Raw genomic sequence first — 18,957 nt, forward strand, 5'->3', positions numbered from 1 at the left:
TTGAATTCTATGTCGACGCAAGTTCAAAGTATCGAGAATGAGCGTAAACTCATCGAGGCGTGTAAACGCGGGGACCACCGTGCCTTCGAGCAGATTTACGTCAAATATAAAGAGAGAATTTACAGCCTGTGCTGTTACATGAGCGGTGACCGGGAAACCGCTAAAGACCTGACCCAGCAAATCTCAAAATTGGGCTTAGTAGCGGAAGTGGCCACACTTCTGGTTGGCGTACTTCTGGTTGGGCGGAACTCTGGCGAGTTCTGCTACTTCTACCAGAAAGTATAAAGGGAGATTTTTTCTTGTATCTTTTGGTTATATTCTCTAAATTTAAATCCATTTCCTTTTAAGGAGTTTGAAGATGAAAAAAAATTATCATGGCGTCGTCGATGGAAACATCATTCGGCTAAAAGAGAATTTAGATGTTCCTAATGGAACACAAGCCTTAGTGAAGTTGAAAGCCTTGAACAAAGAAAAACAAGAAGAAATAAAAAAGAGACAACTAAAACTTCTCCAAAAAGGTTTTTCTTTGGGGGGAAAGCTTTACACAAATCGACAAGATTTACATGTCAGATAGACTAATCGACACAAACATTCTGGTTTACGCCTATGATTCTTCTGAAGGAAAGAAGCATGAAGTTGCCAATGAACTTTTAAAGAAAATCTGGCAAGAAGGCGGCGGTGTTGTCTGTCTGCAGAACTTAATGGAATTTTTTGTGGTTATCACTCGAAAAGTAAAGACTCCGGTGACTATTTCTCAGGCAAAGATTGTGATCGAGGATTTTCTATCATCAGAAAATTGGTTGGTTATTGACCGAGATGAAGACACTTTTCTCAGTGCCATAGATCTGGTTGCAAATCATGAGGTACCTTTTTGGGATTCAATGATTGCCTCTTGTATGAAAGAAAATGAAATAACCCAAATCGTAACTGAAAATAAAAAGGACTTTGAAAAAGCACCGGATATAAAAGTAAGCTTTCCCTTCTAAAGCAACCCGCTTTTTAAGGGATTTCGACTCCAATGCAAATTTAAATCCAAGACCTTCGCTTTCCTGGTTGTAGTATTCAACAGCTTCCGCAAATTCAAGTTCGGCCACCGAAAGAAATTCGACCTTCACAGAAAATTATTTTCCATCGATTTTATCAAAAACTTCCTTCGCAGATGTCGAGGTAAGATCTCCTCTTTCGTAGGCATCAATTCTGTCTTCAACTTCTGCAGCCCACATTTCATCGATCGATTTTCTTGTGGGGAACTCAAAACTCGATAGCAGTTCTTCAACGAGTTCTGCACGTTCAATCGGTTGTAATTCAAGAGCCTCGGCTAAAATTTTCTCAGTATTTCCAGACATAAATTTTCACAGTTAAAACTAATATTTGATAATACAACGGTTTCTTTCAAAAATCAAGGGTTTTGTCCCTTTAGTATAGAGAGAAAAACATTACCCCGCCAAAGGCTGGCTGACAAAAGTATGATATTCCAACCGATGCAAATGCCGGTTCAGGAAAGCGTATCCAACAATGAGGGCAATGAGGCAGGCAAAGAGGTAGCCATAGCCATAAAAAACATAGCCCAGTTTCAAGGTCAAAAGGGTGAGACCCATATTGGCGAGAAAAAAGACGCCGGTGACGATTGCAACTTCCTTTCGAATGTCGAAATAGAGCAGGAAGATCATGACCGTCAGCAGGAGCATTTGCAGGAAGACGGCGATCAGGGTTTTTTCGAGAATCATCGTTCCGAGAACCGGAATGCCAAAAAAGACAGCAATCTCTTTTGAGAACAGCAAACACAACAGCGTCACCACACCCTGAATCTTGATCAAACCGGCCAAACTCTCTTTCACGGAAATGGCGATGTTCTTTTTCTGACTCTTGATTTGCATGTAAGGCTGCTTGCTTAAAATTGCATGAAAAAAACCTCTGAAGTGGCCGTAAAAATCCGTCTCAACTTTCACCAGGAAATAGGTATAGGATGGGATGGTGGTCAAAAACGCAAAGAAGGTTGCCGTGTCGTAGTCGCGAAATGCGTATAAAAGTGAATGAACTTCCTGACCTTCCGGACTGAACCAGAAGATAATTTTGTCGATCCAGATTCCGGCGTTGTAGCAGAACCCGATTAGAATAAGCAGAGGCACTTTGTTTAAGTATTTGAGAAACTGAAAGGTAGGTTTTATGGCGCTTTTAAATTCGACGAACATTCTTGCAAGCATGACGAACATCAAAATTATCTGCCCGATGGTGTAGCCGTGCAGAAATCCGGTGAGGCCAAATCTTTCTCCCAAAAACATAGCAAGGAAAAAGCCGGTACATAATCCGACAATGAAGGCTATAAAAACGATTCGATAATTCTTCAGTGCGCTCATAAAAACCAGAAGCTGCCAGTTACAGCCGACGGTGATAAAAAGAATAAGAGCGGTCAGTTTATAAGAAAAGTCGATATCCCAAAACAGAATAAATGGCAGACCGATCACTAATTGAAAAATGATGGTGAGTGCGAGCACCGCGCTAAAAGAAGGTAGAATCCGGCTGGTTTCATTGACATAAATTAAATCCGAAAGATAACGGGTGATAAGTAGTTGAATGATTCCCGTCGAAATAAGCGAAAAAGCGAAGACGTAAACAAGGGTCACAAGAAAAAGATCCATCTCTTGCCCGGAAATGAACGTGGCAAAAATGCCGAGTAGAATCAAACAGATAATTGAGAAGAAAATCGGCCCGCCGGCAATTGTTGCAGCCATGATCGCCCCGCGCAGGGTGTCCGCGTAAGTATCTTTTTCAAATATTTTTCTAAGTTGAAATCCGATTCCTGCCATGATTACGCCGCCTTGTAATGCTGATAAAGTTTCCGGTATTTATTATCCAAACTGGTTTTGTTATAAAATTGCGCTACCCGTTTTTTCCCCGCCTCGCCCATTCTTTTTCTGAGCCCCCCGGACTCCGAAATCCTGAGAATCGCCTGACCGATTTCGTCCGAATTTGTAATCCCTGCGATGAAGCCGCTCTTGCCAAGCGCCCGGTCTTCCGCAGTCCGGCCGTAAAGCAGCTCCCGGCAGGCGCCCACATCCGTTGAGACCACCGGAATGCCCATACAATTGGCTTCGAGAATGACCAGAGGCTGCGCCTCGCTAATGCTGGTTAGCGCCAGAATATCTATCTTGGGATAATATTCCCGCACATCCACTCTGCCGGTAAACTCGATGATCTTATTTAGCCCCAAAAGCTCGACCAGCTTGACGCATTCCTCATAATAAGTTTGGTCCTCGTCGGTCGGGCCCATAATATAAACTTTAAATTTCAAGACCGTGTTGGCGACTACTTTACAAGCACGAATGAAAGTCTTCACATCTTTGATTGGAACGACTCGACCCATGAGTCCCAAAACAAGTTCTTCCGGGTCCGGTTTTTCCTCTCTTTGCAAGCGTTCATAAGTCTCCACATCCACGCCGTTTGGTATGAGCATCATTTTCCTCGCATCCGCGCCGTCCTGAAGCTGGTATTCCTGGTTGCCGCCAAAAAGCGTGATGATCGAATCTGCGTAATCGTAACACAATTCACTTAAGCTGACAAACATGTTATTCCAAAGGTCTTTGAACCGGCTTTGTGAGCGGCGTATTTTAATTTGGTCAGGGTCTTTCTCGTAAATCCAATCCGCCCGGCTGATTTCGATGCGCCGTTCGCGGGTGTAAATACCGTGTTCGGTCAGGAGGATCGGCCGGTTATATCTAAGTTTCCCTGTGACGGCCAAAAGACCCGCATAACCTGTAGAAACGGTGTGGTAAAGGCGCGCATCCGGCAGGTCGGTGGAAAGAATTTTGAAAATCGGCACGTGCATAAACCGGAAGGTCCAGAAATAGTCGATAAAAGACTCATCCTGAGCTTTTTCCCGATAAAGTTTTTTGAGAATCTCCCACGATTCTTTCGCATTCAGGATTTTTGCTGGAGCGATTCCCCGCGAATCCGGGTTAAAGAAATCTCTATAAAGGGACTCGAAAGAATAGTTTTCTTCTTTGCCTGCCGGATTCCGATGAAATTTTTCCAGATTCTGCCAGGAACTTTTTTCCAACTTGCCCGAGGTCCCTCTGGGCAATTCATAGTCATGCAGATAGACCTGCTTTATTTCGGCAACGTTTTGAGGAACCGGGTATTTTGCCTCTTGCGGGAAATTTTTATTCGGTAAAATAACAACGAGTGAGAAAGTGAATTCCTGAAGGCTGCTGATCAGTTGATGCACCCATGAAGATACCCCGCCGGTAACGTAAGGGTACGTTCCTTCTAAAAGTAAGCAAATGTCAGTTTTCGGTTTCATTAATTATCACTGTTGTACGATTTTCACTTTGTAACCAGTTCACCTCAGTTTTACAAAACGAGAAGCGTAGAGCGAATAGCGAAAAAGCGATTGTTTTTGTGATTGCGCTATTCGCTTCTCATCCCACATTCCAAATTTTGTTGGATAAAGAACTCACTTAGCTCAATGATTAAACTACCACATCATCTTGAGTTGTCCAACAATCCACGACTTCTTGAATATTCTCCGGCAGCTTTTTCCTATCCGCTAACTTCGTACAAAGCTTCCTCACATTGTCATAATCCTGAGAACGATAATACGCCTCTGCCAGCCAAATTTGCGGATTCACATCTTCCGGAGAAAGAGCAAGCGCCAATCTCAAATTCTTGATCGCATCCTCGGTTCTTCCAGCGTTGAGTAGAATCCTGCCGTACTCCAAAGACGCTGTTCTATGTTCTGCTTGCTTCTGCAGAAAAGTTTCGTACTGCTCCAAAGCGAGGTTCTGGTAATGCTTTTCACTCACGGTGTCCAAAACGCCGAGATGGCAGTATAAATCGTAAGCGCGTGCCAATTCCAAAACGGTGTCATCATCCGGGTTCTGGCCAACCTGTGTTCTTATGGTGTCAATTTTGGTAATGATCTTGTCTTCCATTTCTGTTAAAGCCGAAGCCGCTAAAATTTTCGTATCTGTGGTACTGGTCTTAACAACATCCTTTAAAATATTGACCGACTTCTTCGTCAGCGACCGGGAGAGTTTATTAATTGCGTTTTCTTCCAACTGCGGATCGTTGGTTCGGAGGACGTCCCGGAAGGCATCGACCTCTATCTCATCGCGTTTAATATCAATTGCATCCCGCGCAACATCCTTGATCCAAACGTTGCGGCGATCCGAATCAAAATGTTCATCAGTTTCGAAATATTCCCGAGCCTGTGTTTTAGCATTACGAACGTAGAGATAAACCGAGAACATTCCCAGCATGCCGTAGACAGGCAGCACCGACGCGATTGCAAATGCCACGTAGGTGAAATTGCTGTTCTCCTGAAACTTCTCGGATTTGATGTTCTTAAAAAGGAACGTGAAAATCGCAACCAGAAGAATATGCCCGCCGAATAACCAAGGCCGCATCGAACTTGAAGCGGTGATGAGCCAGTACCCCGCCAAAAGTTCAAGTACGACAACGATTATAATACCTATGTGGAGGAGAATGTTTTTTGCGCGATTCATTTTTTAGATTATTCTTGGCGGGAATCCATTTACCATTACTGTAGGTTATCGAAGCCACTGGATGCCTGCCTTCGCTGGCATGACGTAATTATTTACTTATATTTAACGAACCTTTCTTTTGATTTTTTTTCCAATCCACTGCTATTCGACCCGAACAAATAGCCAATATCCGCAAAAATATCTGCGGCTCTGCGCTGACCTGAATAATTGAGCCGTTCTTCCGCTGTCTGGATCAAACTTTCGTATGACCCCTCGGAAGGCTGCAGACTGCTCATGGCGTATTTTACTTTCAGGACTTCGTCACTATCCTGGAATGGGTTGAATTTACATTCAATTATTTGAGCCATCAACCGTGCCATCATTTTTTCAACGTTAGCGCTGACCTGACAGGGCAGAATAATGGCAAAAGTATCATCGCTGTTGTATTTGGCAATAATGTCCGTTTGGCGCAATACATTTTTGAAAATGCCGTTTAAAACCACAAGCACATTTTTCCGTTCGCCGTCATCCATTTCGATAAACTTCCATACCTGCAGCAGAACCAACGTCAGACTGGTGTTGAAGCGTTTTGCCCGCGCTACTTCATAAGACAAGCGCTTTTGGAAATAAAGATGATTATAGGCGCCGGTGATTTCGTCTGCGATATTTCTATCTTTTAAATGGTTGAACTGAAGCGCTTTGTCGACGATATTTGAAATCCAGTGACAGAACGTTTCAAAAATTTGCACCGAGTTAGCGGTAAAATCGAAAAACGGAATCCGCTCGACATTAATCACACCCAAAACGGCACCGTCTTTTCTTTTGATGGGGGCGCACATCATGAGGTCCAGTTTTTGAAATTTGGCCATCTGGTCGTCAAAATTGCTCTGATTGATCGTGATCGCTTTTTTATTTGTCACCACTTCGCCCATCATGCCGTGAGTGAGTTCTATCTCAGCGGGTAATTTACTTTGCTCAATTTTTCCTCGGCGCGTAAACAGCTTCAGGCGATTATTTTTAATCAGGTAAATAGAAGAGCAGGTCACATTCAAGTGCTCCTCTAATAATTCAAGACACTGGGGATATAATCGATCCAGCTCTAACATTTCCATGGTATTGAGGCGTTCGAGAAGATTCAGCATCGTGCCGGATTGGTAGGCGATTCGTTTCTCTAGCTTCTTTTTGGAATCGGTCAAAGCCCAATGCAGCAATTCCAAATTCTGGAGATCACCTTGCAATTCATTGTGTTTCTTTTCGAGCTTTATGTACTTTTTTTTATAAATACTGCGAATCTCGCCAAGAATCCCGCCGACTAATATGAACAGAAATGGATATTTAAAAACCCCGCGCGGAAAAACGTCATGACTGAAATTGATTTCGCCTGTTTTCGCACTGATTGCGATATAAACGATCGCTGCCAGTCCACCCGCTAACGCGCCTTGCACGGTCCCGTAACGGCAGGCAATGAGCAAAATGACTATCCAATAAGGATGCGGATGGATATTTTGATAAACACTGGTATTTTTCAGAAATGCTATATCGATGGCAAGGAGTATGGCCAACCCGATTAGCGTTTCAAAAATGAAGTAGTATTTTCTTAGCATCTTATTTTCCGATTATTTATTCTCTATTTTCCTTTTTCGCTCGTTCAGGATTTGTAATCCCGAAAAATGTTGTGGTCTAATAAAAATACGACAAATCAAACCACAGCGAACTCGTCTTGTCATTTCCGGTCAGTTGACCTTGATTGCCATATTCCAACAATGAACGCAATCTGAGTCGGTTGAGTATTGTGTATTCAAGCCCTGCAGTTCCGTATAAAGTAACTGAGTTTTGCACACCGCTAAAGCCAAAGCTGCCGCCTAAATGATAGTATAATTTTCCTGCTACGTGCTGCTCCAAATTTCCACCCACGGTGTGGACCAAATCCTTTTCCTGAACTGAAATCAGGTTCCGGTTTGCTTGTGCAGCGAAAGTGTATTTTAAGTGATAGAGCTGGTAATAAGCTGACAACTGCGGCTGAAAGCCCCACCTTCGGCCTATTTGCAAATATGATCGCAAGGCATTACCAAAGCGACCTTGATTGAACTTGTGCTGCTCATAGGAAAACCGATTCCAGAGAAAAATTTTCTTAAACAGAAAAAGATTCAGATCTGATTGAAAACGATTCAACCGCCCTTTTTGGAATGCTGCGGTGAACGGATCATTCCACAGATCATTCATATTCGCCGAAAGGCTGATTCCATTTGACGGATCGAAATTCCACTCGGCCTTTCCGTTTGTAACAAGGTACCAATTGTCGCCGTTTTGCTGAACTTTCGCGCCAACTTCTGTCTGCAAATTTTTGCTAAAGCTCGAGAAAAGCTCGAAACCGGCATTCTGATATTTTATTTCCGGCAAGCTGTTATCTTTGGTTGAATATTCCTCCTCACCAAACATCAGCTTAAAATAAAGCAGCGACGATTTTGCTTTTATCACAACGACATTATACATTTGCTTGAAGAAATTATCCGACTGCTTAGCCGAGCTGTAATCAGCGGCAAATGCCTGACTTCGCTGACGTCTGAGCAGAGTCAACCTTTCCTGCGCCGGCAGGTTTTTTGGATATTTGCTTAGAACGTTTTTTAACGTCTCACTGCTGCGGTACCAGTCGCCGGCAGCCAATTCGCTGTCAGCCAAATCGATGCGCAGGCCGGTATCTTCAGGATAGCGGTCCAGCAGGCCTTTCAAAATATGAGCGGCTGTCTTGTATTTGCCTTGCTCAAAATAACTGCGGCTTTCCAAACGCGAGGCGCGATAGTTGTTTGGATCCAATTCGGAGGCCCGGGTCAACCACTTGTGTGCCTGTTCGTAAGCTTTTAAATTCACTAAACACTCGGCATAGTCGATTAACAGCGAAGGGTCATTGGGATAGCTCGCGATGAGGCTCTCAAATTCAGCCGCAGCTTTTTCCCGTTCCTTCTGATAGGTATAAATCTTGGCCCGCGTGACCCGCGTCTCCTTTGTTTCGACCCCGATTAATTCCAGAGAGATTTGAAATTCATTCATGGCCGCTGCATATTTCAGCTCGCCGGCCAGTAGTTCTCCCATTGCGAAATGAGTGAAATAGTCATACGGATAAAGTCGATTGTATTCTGCGAGAACTTTTTTGGACTGCTTGGGCTGATTGTTCCAGGCATAAGCCAATCCAAGCATGCGCAAACTGCCGCTGTCGTGCGGCGACGACTTCAAATCAGTTTTTAAATATTCAATGGCTTTTGTATGGAAACTTCGCTCGAAATAGAATTGGCCGATTTGTTTGTTCAGTTGGCTCCCATTTGCTTGCGCCGGGTCGAACTCATCCATAATTGCATGCATGCGCTGGAAATCATTTTGCAGCCAGTAAAGGGACGCCAGCTCAAATCGCGCGGAAATGTCTCCGGGTTTTTGGGCGAGAATTTGGCTATGCAGCCGTATTGCCTTTTGGAAATCTTTGTTTTTCATATAGTAGGAAACGAGAAGCTTTTTATACTGCATATTTTCCGGTGCGATACTGGCGAGTTTTTCATAACAAGAGATGCTCTGCTGCAGTAAATTCTGTTTGGCCAAGAATTGTGCCGAGTATACCAAGTAAGGTTCGCTTCGCAAGTTATATTTTTTAACACCATCCCAGAGCAGCCGGGCGGCCTTATTATTTTGCCCTTCGAGTCGATGTAAGTCGGCAAGCTGCATTCGGTATTCCGGACTCTCGGGCCGCAATTTCAGTAGTTTAGCATATTGTTTTGCTGCTTTTTTATAATCTCTTGTGCGATAGAGCAGATCAGCGTAGTCGGCAACCATCTGTTCATCGATTCTGCCGCGATCAAACAGAGATGGATAAAGCTTGAGAAGTTTCTCATATTCTTTCTCATTGTCATAATAAGCGATCAACTCCTCAACGACTTCGTCGTCCGCTAACCGTTTTTTGAGCATAATTTCAAACATTTTATTTGCCAGATGCGGTTCGCGAACGTCCTGGTACAAATAAGCCAGCTGCTTATAATACCTCCGGGTATCGGAGTTGCCGGCAATCAATACATTCATCTGTTGAATGGCATTGTCCGTATCTCCGACGTGTAAAAAGAGACCAGCAAAACGTTCCCTTAATTCTTTGTCGCGAGGCGTTTGCTCCAAGCGCAGGCGATAGTAGTGAATGGCTTTGTCGGGAGCGAGGTTGTAAGCAAGCTCGGTATATCTGTCAAAGTATTTGGTGCTAGCCGGATTTGTTTTTACCAGGTACTCGTAATTTTCGAGGCCCCGGTCAAAATCCTCAAGCCAAATGTAAAGCTCGGCGAGCCGTCTTCTTACTGGTTCGTTTTTCGGTTGAATCTTCAGAACTTCTTCGAACTCTGCGGCGGCCTGCCATTTCCGGTCGATTTCGATGTAAACATCAGCCAATAAAATTCTCGAACGAGTATCTTTCGGTTGAAGCTCAACAAGTCTGATTAAATAAGGCAAGCTTTCGTTGAAGCGCTTTTGCTTCAAATTTAAGTGGGTCAGTTTGTTTAAAATCTCAACGTCATTCGGATTGTTGGTTAACAACTCTTCATAAAGCTCGCGCGCTTTTTCGATCTTTTGATTCCAGTCGTAAGCGTCTGCTAACTTCCGACGGTAGGTCAGATTATCGGGATCTAAACTGACTATCTTTTCGAGTGTCAAGATCGTTTTCTGCTTTTCACCAAGCTGGGAACAAATGTCCGAAATTTTCCTAAGGAAAAAGGAGTCATTAATAGAGTCGATGCCGACCTTCTCGATTTCACGGACTGCCTTTTCCGGTTCTTCATTGAGGATGTAAAGCTTGCTCAGTTGAATGCGCGCGCTTGTCCGCCGAGGATGGTTCTTGATGATGATTTGATATTTTTCAATGGCCTCATCATATTTGCCTGCCCGGCCAAACAGATCCGCCAACCGCGGATCGGAGGGAAAAATCAAAAGGCAAGCAGAAATAATTGAACCGACAAAAAGCAGCGGCCACCAAATTTTGACACCCATCAGCGATTCCTTTTCCTTCGACTTCGTTCAGGATGAGGAGGTTCTGACATTTTGGACGACCCATTTAAAGTATGAGAATAAACCTTTTGCAATTGCGGCGTGCTGATATATGGAATAAATCCCAGCGCATGCGAATCAGCGATGATTTCTTCGATATCGGATTCATTCTCCAAATTTGGGTAATCCAGTGTAAAGATTTTGATGCCCTCTTTCCTCTTCATTTTTCGCAACTGTTTTATTATCGGTTCATATTCTTGCGGCGTGTTACGCCGGGTTATGTTTTCTTCAAAATTAATTGTTGTGAAGATCGACTCTGCAACCACGGCATCGATGCTGCCGGCAATTTCATCTAAAATGGCAAACCCGCGGTTGGCGACCAGATATGCCGCCGGAAAATTTTTGCGAATTGACTTAATCAAACGAACCATTGCTGTTTCCATCATTGGATATTTCTTTTTCGGATGATATCTTTGCAGGTATTCCGCATTATCAATTGTGTCCAGAAAAATCCCGTCGAATCCTTTTGCCAAAATTTTTGGAATGATCTGCTGGTTCAGCAACTCTTGCCATTCATGGTTTCGAACGTCGATCATGTAGCTATCCCAGTTTGGATTCTTATCCAGAAGCCACGGCTTATCTTTGATATCGTTCCAGTACCACCTGTAGTCGCCGACTTCACCGATACTGATATACCCAATAAGGAGCGTATCAGAATCCTTCAACTTGGCTAAGTCAGGATGCGAATCCGAGTCCAAAACAGCAAGATCGAATTTCTTGATTTCGTCGACGGGAGCGTCGCTGCTGTAAACGCAAACCCAGTTTTCAATTTTATCAAATTGGCTTACGCTGCTTAATTTCTTTTTTCCAGCACAACCGAAGAACATCAACATTCCTATTGCAAAGATAACACGGATTTTCATAGCTGTTTTGCCAAGTCAATTTTAACTTGAACCGGGCCTTCCATGGGATGCATCAAAGTGAGCGTTCCCTCCGCATCGCTTCTATTGGTTTCAGTCAAACTTCCGATTGTCACCTGATAAGCCGCATTTTCCAACAGATTTGCAATCATAAACTGGCCTTTGCCAAAACCTGTGGTTCTAAAAAAGACGCTTTCTTTGGACGCTTGCCAATCAAACAAACGATGGGAACTTTGGGCGAGAAAAGTCGATTCAGGTTTCGAGTCCGTCAGCACGATCACTGCGTCTATTGCATTCTCAAGATGAATGTAAAGCGAGCCTTGATAGTGATTGAAACCGATCACATTGACTGATTTGTTTAAATCCGGAAACTCCTGGGTGTCATCGAAGCGAATGGTCGTGCAGTCGCCGTAGTTTCGAATTCGCCAGCTCTTCATGGAAACTTTCTCCATGCTTGCTGAAAAGAATCCGTGCACCATCTCAGTGTACTCACTCAGGAACATAGGAGCGACATCCATTTCCATGGTTTTGCTCAACACTTCATTCAGCGAATTTAACGAGGCCCATTTTTCACCGATGTAAAAATGGTAGTAAATGTCGATCGGCCTGATTCGAAGCGGCGACTCGGTGTTTTTGAATGTTTGCAATACTGATTTAAATCCAAAGTAGGGACCTTCCCACTGATTTGTGTAAATATTCTCGTTTGAATTCGGGGAATAAATCTGTCGATACCCGCCTATCGTAACCGATAGAGGCGCGACATACGTGTAGGAAGGATGGGTCTTATCAAAAACCGTATCCCCGCCATTAATATTGTTGATTCGAATTTGTCGGCAAAGTTTGAGGGCTTCTTTTGTGGGCTCGCAATTGCCTGTCCAGAAAAATTGTTTAACCTTTTTATTTTCAGGCAAAAGTTTTTTGTTGATGTAATTTACCGAACCGATAATTTCGTCTCTAAAGTTAAACTTGTATCCTTCTATTGGCAGATGTTTTCTTTCATATTTGTCCTTGTCTTCAAAATCATCGGACCAATAAAATGGATGGGAATATGAGTGGCTCGCTGCTTCCACCCAATCGAGTTGATAAATCGAACGGGCGATGTTCTCGAATTTCGAATCCGCCTCCACTTCGCTAACCACGACCGAGACCGAAACCGGCCATTTGTATTTGTTTAGAATCTCGTCGCGGATAACTTCGCCGCAATAAGTATTGGGTTTAACCTGGGATCGGGAAATCAAAGCATCGCCATCGATATGCGACGACCAAACTCTAAGCCCGTTCAAAGTCGTCACATCCGGGCGCGGCTGGCCTTTTAGTCCGAACGCCTCTTCAAAGAATTTAAAGGGATTGATGCGCCACTGCTTTTGGTAGTTAGCCGGGTTTTCATAAAACACATAACCGGCCGCTGCAAACCCACCGTGCGGCGTGGTAAAAACCAGAGCGCTTTCGCTATCGGGAATATCGTTACGTTTTAATTTTAAATATACTTTGGTTTTCGGATGGAGCGGTTTGTAAACTTCATAATTTGTTAATTCATAATCGAGACTGCGTTCGAACTCCACCATCTCCGGCACTTTGTTAACCAGCTCGATTTTGGCAATATTTGAAGTCCAATTGGTATCGTCTGTGATGAAGCCCAGACTTTTGCAAAATTGGTTGACCGCACTGATGTTCAGGAATTCACCCGTTGCAGCATCCCTAAAAGCGCTTAGATTGTCGAGTATTACAAATTTTCTACCGGCATCCACTTGCTTCGTAGCCCACTGCAAATACGCTTGCGGGCGGTTCATGGAATTATTGTAGAACCAGGTGATCACCCCGCAGTATTTTTTCATTCGTTTTTCACCCGGCAGGCCTTTGGCGATGTCCCAATACTCAACAATGGAGCCCAGATGATTCAAAATCACCTCCGCGTTCGCGTGGATGTGATTCTTTCTCGCCGTTTGTCCTCTTTGGCTGTCATATAAAGCCAGAATCTTTCGCGAAATGACTTCACCGTTCAAGTCGCTGTTCAAACAGGTCAAAATAAAAAAACTTATTAGGAGTAACTTAGTTTTCATACTCTTTTGTAATTCATACACAAGGTTAGTTTTTGAGTGTTAAAGTTTTAGTGTGCCAACACTTTAGCACCTAAAAACTCGAGCATCGGTTTATTACAAAATACTAAAATATATCGGCTGGGGGATAAAGATGTTTACAAATTGAGAGGTATGTTAAAGATATTTAACAAGGGTTGTGCGGGATTTATTTTCGGAGGATTGAAAAGTTGTTTTGAGGGTTTTAATAGAAAACGTTGATTTGATGCTGGATGCTTGATACTCGAAAACAAGCATCCAGCATCCAGAAACCTGTTCATTCATACCGCAACGAATCAACCGGATTTAAGAGCGCTGTCTTGATCGCTTGATAACTTACAGTCAGACAGGCAATTGCAAAAGCCAAAATTCCTGCAAAAATAAAAACATCTGCTCCGAGCGAAGTACGATAAGAGAAGTCCTGCAGCCAACGATTCATCAAAATAAAAGCAATTGGCGCCGCAACCACAAACGCGATCACAACGAGTTTTGCAAAGTCTTTGGAAATCAAGAATACCATGTTGGCGATTGAAGCCCCAAGCACTTTGCGGATGCCAATCTCCTTCGTGCGCTGCTCGGAGGTATAAGCGGCAAGGCCGAATAATCCCAAGCAGGCAATGAAAATGGCCAATATTGAAAAAATACCAAACGTCTGCATGAGCCGTTCTTCACTTTGATAAAACTCTGCAAATTTTCGATCGAGGAAAAAGTATTCAAAAGGATACGCCGACTCGAATGCTTCCCACTTTTCTTTCACAAATTTGATCGTTGCAGGAATACCCTGACCGGTTATCCTTAGTGATAGATGTTCCCATCGAGGAGCGAAATAGATGACCATTGGGTCGATGGCATGATGCAGTGAGCGTGTGTGATAATCCTTAATGACGCCTATCACCGTCCCTTCGTCTAATTCGCCGCTGATATCTAACCGTTTCCCAACCGGGTTTTCCCATCCAAGACTGTTTGCGAGAGATTCATTAATAATCACTCCGTTGGTTGCGTCTGTGGAATAGTCCGGCGAGAAATAGCGCCCTGACGCCATCTCAATTCCATATGTTTCCAGGAAATCGTAATCATCTATCCGCATCGCATAAGCTATCCAATCTTCGCTTTCAGGCTTTCCTTCCGGGCGTAGGCCAAAACTCATCATTCCAATTCCGGGTACGCTGTTACTACCGGCGGCATGTGTGATATTCGGATGCTGCAACAGCTCATTTTTGAATGCCTGAAATCTATCCGAAATTCCTGCTTTGCCGATTGGTAAAACCACAATTTGTTCTTTTTGAAACCCAAGGCTCGTTTTCTGCATGAAGTCCATTTGTTGAAAGACCACTACGGTTGCGGCAATCAAGACAATAGAAATAGAAAACTGCAATATCACTAAGATCTTTCGCGGCGTAGCGCCTTTGCCATCGCCTTTCCAAACGCCCTTGAGAACTGTCACCGGCCGAAATCCTGAGAGAAGCAACGCAGGATAGCATCCGGATGTCAAGCCCACGAAAATTGTAATTCCGAGCAAACCCAAAAGTAAAAATGGATTGCGGAATATCTCGAATTGTAAATCTTTTTGAGTAAATGAATTAAAGTATGGCAGCGCCAATTCAACGAATACAATTGCCGAAAGAAGCGCCAAAAAACTCAAAAGCATCGACTCACCAAAAAACTGTTTCGCAAGTTGCCTGCGATAGGCGCCAAGTACTTTGCGCACCCCAACCTCTTTGGCCCTTTTAGTGGCGCGCGCGGTTGAAAGGTTCGTAAAATTAATGCAGGCGATCAACAGACTCAATAAGGCGATTGCGGAGAATACGTACACGTAAGTTACATTACCAAGACGAAGCCGATCGCTAAAACGGAGGTCCGACGAATGGAGATAAATTTTGGAAAATGGCTGCAGATAAAGTTGATATTGCTCGGTTTTCTCCGGCATATACTTTTGCATGAAGTCCGGCAGCTTCATTTCCAGGGCATCTTTGTTTACTCCGGGAGCCAAAAGTAAATAAGTTAAATTAACCTGGGTTATCCATCTGTTCAACCAGGCAAAACCCAAAGGTCCGGTTCCGGGGACGGTTGTTGACCAGGAGATTAAAGCGTTGTAATTCAAATGTGAGTTGCCCGGAGCTTCTTCAATAATGCCGGTTACGGTGTACTGCTCGTCGCCAAGCCCTTTCATGATCTGACCAATGGGATCGGTATCGCCAAAGAATTTGCGGGCAGTTTCTTCCGCTAAAATCAGTGAGGAAGGAGCAACCAAAGCTGTTTCTGGGTCTCCGTGCAGTAATTTAAAATCGAACACTTCAAAAAAGTTGGAATCAGCGATGACGACGTCAGAAACTTTCAAAGTCGTTTCACCATGGCTCATGAGCACGTCGCTGAACCATGGCAGCAGCCGGACACATTGCTCCACTTCCGGGTAATCGTTCACCATTGTCGGGCCCATCAAACCGGAAGTGATCGCATGCAATTCCGTGCCTCCGGTTTGAGGTGTCACAATTTTATTGAGACGATAAAGTCGATCAGCTTTTGTGTGAAATGAATCAAATGAAAGTTCATCCTGAACAAATAGTAAGATTAACACGCAGCAGGTAATCCCGATCGCGAGTCCTAAGATATTTATGAAGGAAAACCCTTTGTTTTTGAACAGATTGCGAATGGCGATTTTAAGGTAGTTTTTGAACATAACTTCTCCGAAGTGTTTGTGTGTTAATGTTTTAAAGTGTTAACGTTCAAGCAAGACAAAGCGAGTTCAGAATAAACTTTAACACCTTAACACTTAAATACTGGAAACACTTTTTATTCATACCGCAACGAATCAACCGGATTCGACAGTGCCGCTTTGACAGCCTGATAACCGATGGTAAGCCAGGTGATCCCCAGGATCAGAAGTCCGCAAACTAAAAATGTCAACGGTCCAATATCGATGTGATAGGCGAACTGCCTCAACCAGGCGTCCATGGCAAAATAGGCGAGTACACCGCCGATTACAAAAGCAATGAGAATCAATTTGACGAATTCGCTGGAGAGCATCAAAATAATGTTTTTCAAAGAAGCGCCAAGGACTTTGCGAACACCGATTTCTTTAGTTCGCTGTTCGGCGGTAAAAGAAGCCAAAGCCAGCAAACCAAGCGCTGCAATGAAAATGGTCAGAAACGTGAACTTGAGAAGCAGGCTGCCGATAATTCTTTCCATCGTGTAATCGCGTTCGAGATCAATGTCCAGAAAGTAATGATTCGCTGGATTGTTTGGATCGTAAACTTTCCATTGTTCCTTCAGGAACTCGTAGGTTTCAGCCATGTTCGTCGGCTCAACTTTCATCAGATAGCGGAATAAATACTTGGGTGAATAGTGAATCATCAAGGGCTCGACCGGTTCATGTAAGCTTTCAAAATGAAAATCTTTTGTTACTCCGATCACGGTTCGTGACTTGCTGCCCACCTCAGCATCCATCCATTGGATCGTTTTGCCGATTGGATCATCCCAGCCAAATTGCCGGGCAGCCGTTTCATTAATAATCAGCGCATTTGTCGAGTCCGAGGCTCTCTCGGTTGAGAAGTTTCTGCCAGCGACAAGTTCGATTTTTAATAAAGGCAAATAATCCTCATCTATCGCGATGCTTCTTAGCGTCATGCCGTCTTGATTCGCAGAAGCCTCCGGCAAAAATCGTCCCCACATATTACCGTCGCCGGGTTCGCTTGAAGTCATCAGCACGCCCCGGATTGCAGGGTTTTGGCGCAGTTCATGTTTAATGAGCCGCTGCCGCTCCGGCGTGTTATCTTCCGGTGCTGAGAAGTAAATGATATTCTCTTTATCAAATCCCAGGTTTTTATTGTTCAAATAGTTTACCTGGTTGTACAAAATAAAATTTACAATGATCATGAAAATTGCAATCGTGAATTGAGAAACAACGAGTATTTTGCGTAATTTCATTCCCCGGAGTCCGCTAACTATTTTGCCCGTCAAAACGGTGACCGGCTTAAATTTCGAGAGGAAAAAAGCCGGGTAGCTGCCCGCGAAGATTCCTACCAAAAGTGTGATGCCAAACAAAGAGAGAACATAGAAATTATCTTCAAAATATTTGATAGACACGCCTTCCTCCCTTTCGATCAAACTGTTGAACCACGGCAATGCCAATTCTACCATTACGATGGCAAAAAACAATGCTATGAATGAAATTACAATGGATTCTGTCAAAAACTGGCGCACGAGCTGCAGTCTGAAAGCGCCAAGAACTTTGCGCATCCCGACCTCTTTTGCGCGATTTGCGGATCGGGCCGTGGCAAGGTTCATAAAATTGATGCAGGCGATCAAGAGAATAAAAAAGGCGATGGCTGAGAAAATGTAAATATAGACCTCCTCGAGATCGTCACCCCAGTTTGAAGACAACTGGGAAGAAAAATGGATTTCGGATAAGGGCTGCAACTCGGGGTGGTAGCGCTGCTGGAAAGGTTCTTCAATATAGGTTTTCATAAATTGCGGGAACCTCGCTTCGATGGCTTCAATTGAAGCATCTTCCGACAACAAAAAATAAGTGTGGCACCAGTGGCTGCGCCAGTCCTCAACAGCAGTGAAATTTTCTTTTTCTAAAGTCGCAAATGGCGAAAGAAAATCGAATTGAAACGTTGAGTTGGCAGGCAGTTTTTCCATCAAGCCGGTGATGAGATATTCTTGTTTGTTGTCGATCAGCATGGTCTTTCCTACCGGATTCTCACCGTCAAAATATTTCTCGGCCATGGGGGTCGTCAAAATCAGGGAGTAAGGATTTTCCAGAGCGGTTGCCGGGTCGCCGCTGATGAGTTTGTATGAAAACACCTCAAAAATATCCGGATCCGTGTAGACGAAGCGTTCCGCAATGGGATTGTCTTCCTTGCGCAAAGTGTGGCCGCGAAGCAAATAGCGGACGCATTTTTCGATTTCAGGATAGTCCCGCAGCATGGCCGGCCCCCAGGGCGCCGGACTGGCGGCAGTGTGCACCGTGCGCGTTTCCGAAGAACGAATCCGATCGATCAGCCGGTAGATATTATCTTTCTTTTCATGGTACTGGTCATAGGTATATTCATGCCGCGAAATGACCAGAATGAACAGGCAACTGCCAATTCCGATTGACAAACCCAGCGCATTGATCAGGGCATAGACTTTATGTTTGAGTAGATTTCTGAAGGCGATTTTGAGGTAGTTTTTTATCATGAAGTTCTCCTAATTAGCTTTCAGCGGACAGCCGTTAGCTCTCAGATTTATTTTTTGTGCTGAGTGCTGAAACCTAACACCGATTCAACAACCGTGCCAGTACTGTTTTTTAATCACTTATAAGCAGTTTACAAACTTTCAAAAAGAAAAAGTATCCGCTGGCATTACACCGGGTGTGCGTTTTTGAACAATTATACCTACCGTATTTAAAAATTATGTTTGACTAAGAAAACCTGATATTGTAGTTTATTTTTTACAGAGCAATAAATAAACTACATGAATTTATTTTTC

Annotated in this window: 13 protein-coding genes; 3 read left to right on the forward strand and 10 right to left on the reverse strand. The window is 43.8% G+C overall.

Translation table 11 applies throughout. The features are described 5' to 3' along the window. The 3 genes from IH879_06805 to IH879_06815 all read left to right on the forward strand — a co-directional run. A partial coding sequence (locus IH879_06805) for a hypothetical protein (protein ID MCH7674646.1) occupies window positions 1–285 on the forward strand: 285 nt, incomplete at its 5' end. A gap of 73 nt (window positions 286–358) precedes the next feature. Further along, the gene (locus tag IH879_06810; GenBank protein ID MCH7674647.1) at window positions 359–574 is read left to right on the forward strand and encodes a hypothetical protein; all 216 of its coding nucleotides are present in this window, start codon (window positions 359–361) and stop codon (window positions 572–574) included. Beyond that, window positions 564–986 (forward strand): PIN domain-containing protein, encoded by a 423-nt coding sequence (locus tag IH879_06815; protein ID MCH7674648.1) that lies wholly within the window; start codon window positions 564–566, stop codon window positions 984–986. Before IH879_06810 ends, IH879_06815 begins: the two co-directional genes overlap by 11 nt. A 135-nt stretch (window positions 987–1,121) precedes the next feature. Here the strand turns inward: IH879_06815 and IH879_06820 are convergent, their stop codons facing one another. The 10 genes from IH879_06820 to IH879_06865 all read right to left on the reverse strand — a co-directional run bounded on the left by IH879_06820 (window position 1,122) and on the right by IH879_06865 (window position 18,666). After that, window positions 1,122–1,346: an addiction module protein gene (locus IH879_06820; protein ID MCH7674649.1), complete on the reverse strand. Its 225-nt coding sequence runs from the start codon at window positions 1,344–1,346 to the stop codon at window positions 1,122–1,124. Between the two features lie 90 nt (window positions 1,347–1,436). Further along, entirely contained in the window at window positions 1,437–2,807 is a 1,371-nt protein-coding gene (pelG, locus tag IH879_06825; GenBank protein MCH7674650.1) for an exopolysaccharide Pel transporter PelG, read from the reverse strand. Window positions 2,808–2,809: 2 nt separating this feature from the next. Further along, the gene (gene pelF, locus IH879_06830; GenBank protein ID MCH7674651.1) at window positions 2,810–4,300 is read right to left on the reverse strand and encodes a GT4 family glycosyltransferase PelF; all 1,491 of its coding nucleotides are present in this window, start codon (window positions 4,298–4,300) and stop codon (window positions 2,810–2,812) included. Between the two features lie 169 nt (window positions 4,301–4,469). After that, the gene (locus IH879_06835; protein MCH7674652.1) at window positions 4,470–5,504 is read right to left on the reverse strand and encodes a tetratricopeptide repeat protein; all 1,035 of its coding nucleotides are present in this window, start codon (window positions 5,502–5,504) and stop codon (window positions 4,470–4,472) included. Between the two features lie 92 nt (window positions 5,505–5,596). Then, window positions 5,597–7,087, reverse strand: a complete 1,491-nt coding sequence (locus IH879_06840; protein MCH7674653.1) for a diguanylate cyclase — start codon at window positions 7,085–7,087, stop codon at window positions 5,597–5,599. A 76-nt stretch (window positions 7,088–7,163) separates the two neighbouring features. Continuing rightward, window positions 7,164–10,493 carry a tetratricopeptide repeat protein gene (locus tag IH879_06845; GenBank protein MCH7674654.1) on the reverse strand — a complete coding sequence of 1,110 codons (3,330 nt, stop codon included), beginning with the start codon at window positions 10,491–10,493 and terminating at the stop codon, window positions 7,164–7,166. Further along, window positions 10,493–11,413 (reverse strand): endo alpha-1,4 polygalactosaminidase, encoded by a 921-nt coding sequence (locus IH879_06850; GenBank protein ID MCH7674655.1) that lies wholly within the window; start codon window positions 11,411–11,413, stop codon window positions 10,493–10,495. The genes IH879_06845 and IH879_06850 overlap by 1 nt, the downstream gene beginning before the upstream one ends. After that, the gene (locus IH879_06855; GenBank protein MCH7674656.1) at window positions 11,410–13,470 is read right to left on the reverse strand and encodes a DUF2194 domain-containing protein; all 2,061 of its coding nucleotides are present in this window, start codon (window positions 13,468–13,470) and stop codon (window positions 11,410–11,412) included. Before IH879_06855 ends, IH879_06850 begins: the two co-directional genes overlap by 4 nt. A 292-nt stretch (window positions 13,471–13,762) precedes the next feature. Beyond that, a complete protein-coding gene (locus IH879_06860; GenBank protein MCH7674657.1) occupies window positions 13,763–16,162 on the reverse strand; it encodes an ABC transporter permease in 2,400 nt (799 codons plus the stop codon). A 113-nt stretch (window positions 16,163–16,275) separates the two neighbouring features. Further along, window positions 16,276–18,666: an ABC transporter permease gene (locus tag IH879_06865; GenBank protein MCH7674658.1), complete on the reverse strand. Its 2,391-nt coding sequence runs from the start codon at window positions 18,664–18,666 to the stop codon at window positions 16,276–16,278. Window positions 18,667–18,957 lie beyond the last annotated feature (291 nt).

This window comes from candidate division KSB1 bacterium, from assembly GCA_022562085.1.
Taxonomy (GTDB): domain Bacteria; phylum Zhuqueibacterota; class Zhuqueibacteria; order Oceanimicrobiales; family Oceanimicrobiaceae; genus Oceanimicrobium.

What these genes read in the sequence shown, in the direction of transcription:
- IH879_06810 (MCH7674647.1), top strand. Translation starts at nt 359, where the DNA reads ATGAAAAAAAATTATCATGGCGTCGTCGATGGAAACATCATTCGGCTA.
- IH879_06815 (MCH7674648.1), top strand. Translation starts at nt 564, where the DNA reads ATGTCAGATAGACTAATCGACACAAACATTCTGGTTTACGCCTATGAT.
- IH879_06820 (MCH7674649.1), bottom strand. Translation starts at nt 1,346, where the DNA reads ATGTCTGGAAATACTGAGAAAATTTTAGCCGAGGCTCTTGAATTACAA.
- pelG (MCH7674650.1), bottom strand. Translation starts at nt 2,807, where the DNA reads ATGGCAGGAATCGGATTTCAACTTAGAAAAATATTTGAAAAAGATACT.
- pelF (MCH7674651.1), bottom strand. Translation starts at nt 4,300, where the DNA reads ATGAAACCGAAAACTGACATTTGCTTACTTTTAGAAGGAACGTACCCT.
- IH879_06835 (MCH7674652.1), bottom strand. Translation starts at nt 5,504, where the DNA reads ATGAATCGCGCAAAAAACATTCTCCTCCACATAGGTATTATAATCGTT.
- IH879_06840 (MCH7674653.1), bottom strand. Translation starts at nt 7,087, where the DNA reads ATGCTAAGAAAATACTACTTCATTTTTGAAACGCTAATCGGGTTGGCC.
- IH879_06845 (MCH7674654.1), bottom strand. Translation starts at nt 10,493, where the DNA reads ATGGGTGTCAAAATTTGGTGGCCGCTGCTTTTTGTCGGTTCAATTATT.
- IH879_06850 (MCH7674655.1), bottom strand. Translation starts at nt 11,413, where the DNA reads ATGAAAATCCGTGTTATCTTTGCAATAGGAATGTTGATGTTCTTCGGT.
- IH879_06855 (MCH7674656.1), bottom strand. Translation starts at nt 13,470, where the DNA reads ATGAAAACTAAGTTACTCCTAATAAGTTTTTTTATTTTGACCTGTTTG.
- IH879_06860 (MCH7674657.1), bottom strand. Translation starts at nt 16,162, where the DNA reads ATGTTCAAAAACTACCTTAAAATCGCCATTCGCAATCTGTTCAAAAAC.
- IH879_06865 (MCH7674658.1), bottom strand. Translation starts at nt 18,666, where the DNA reads ATGATAAAAAACTACCTCAAAATCGCCTTCAGAAATCTACTCAAACAT.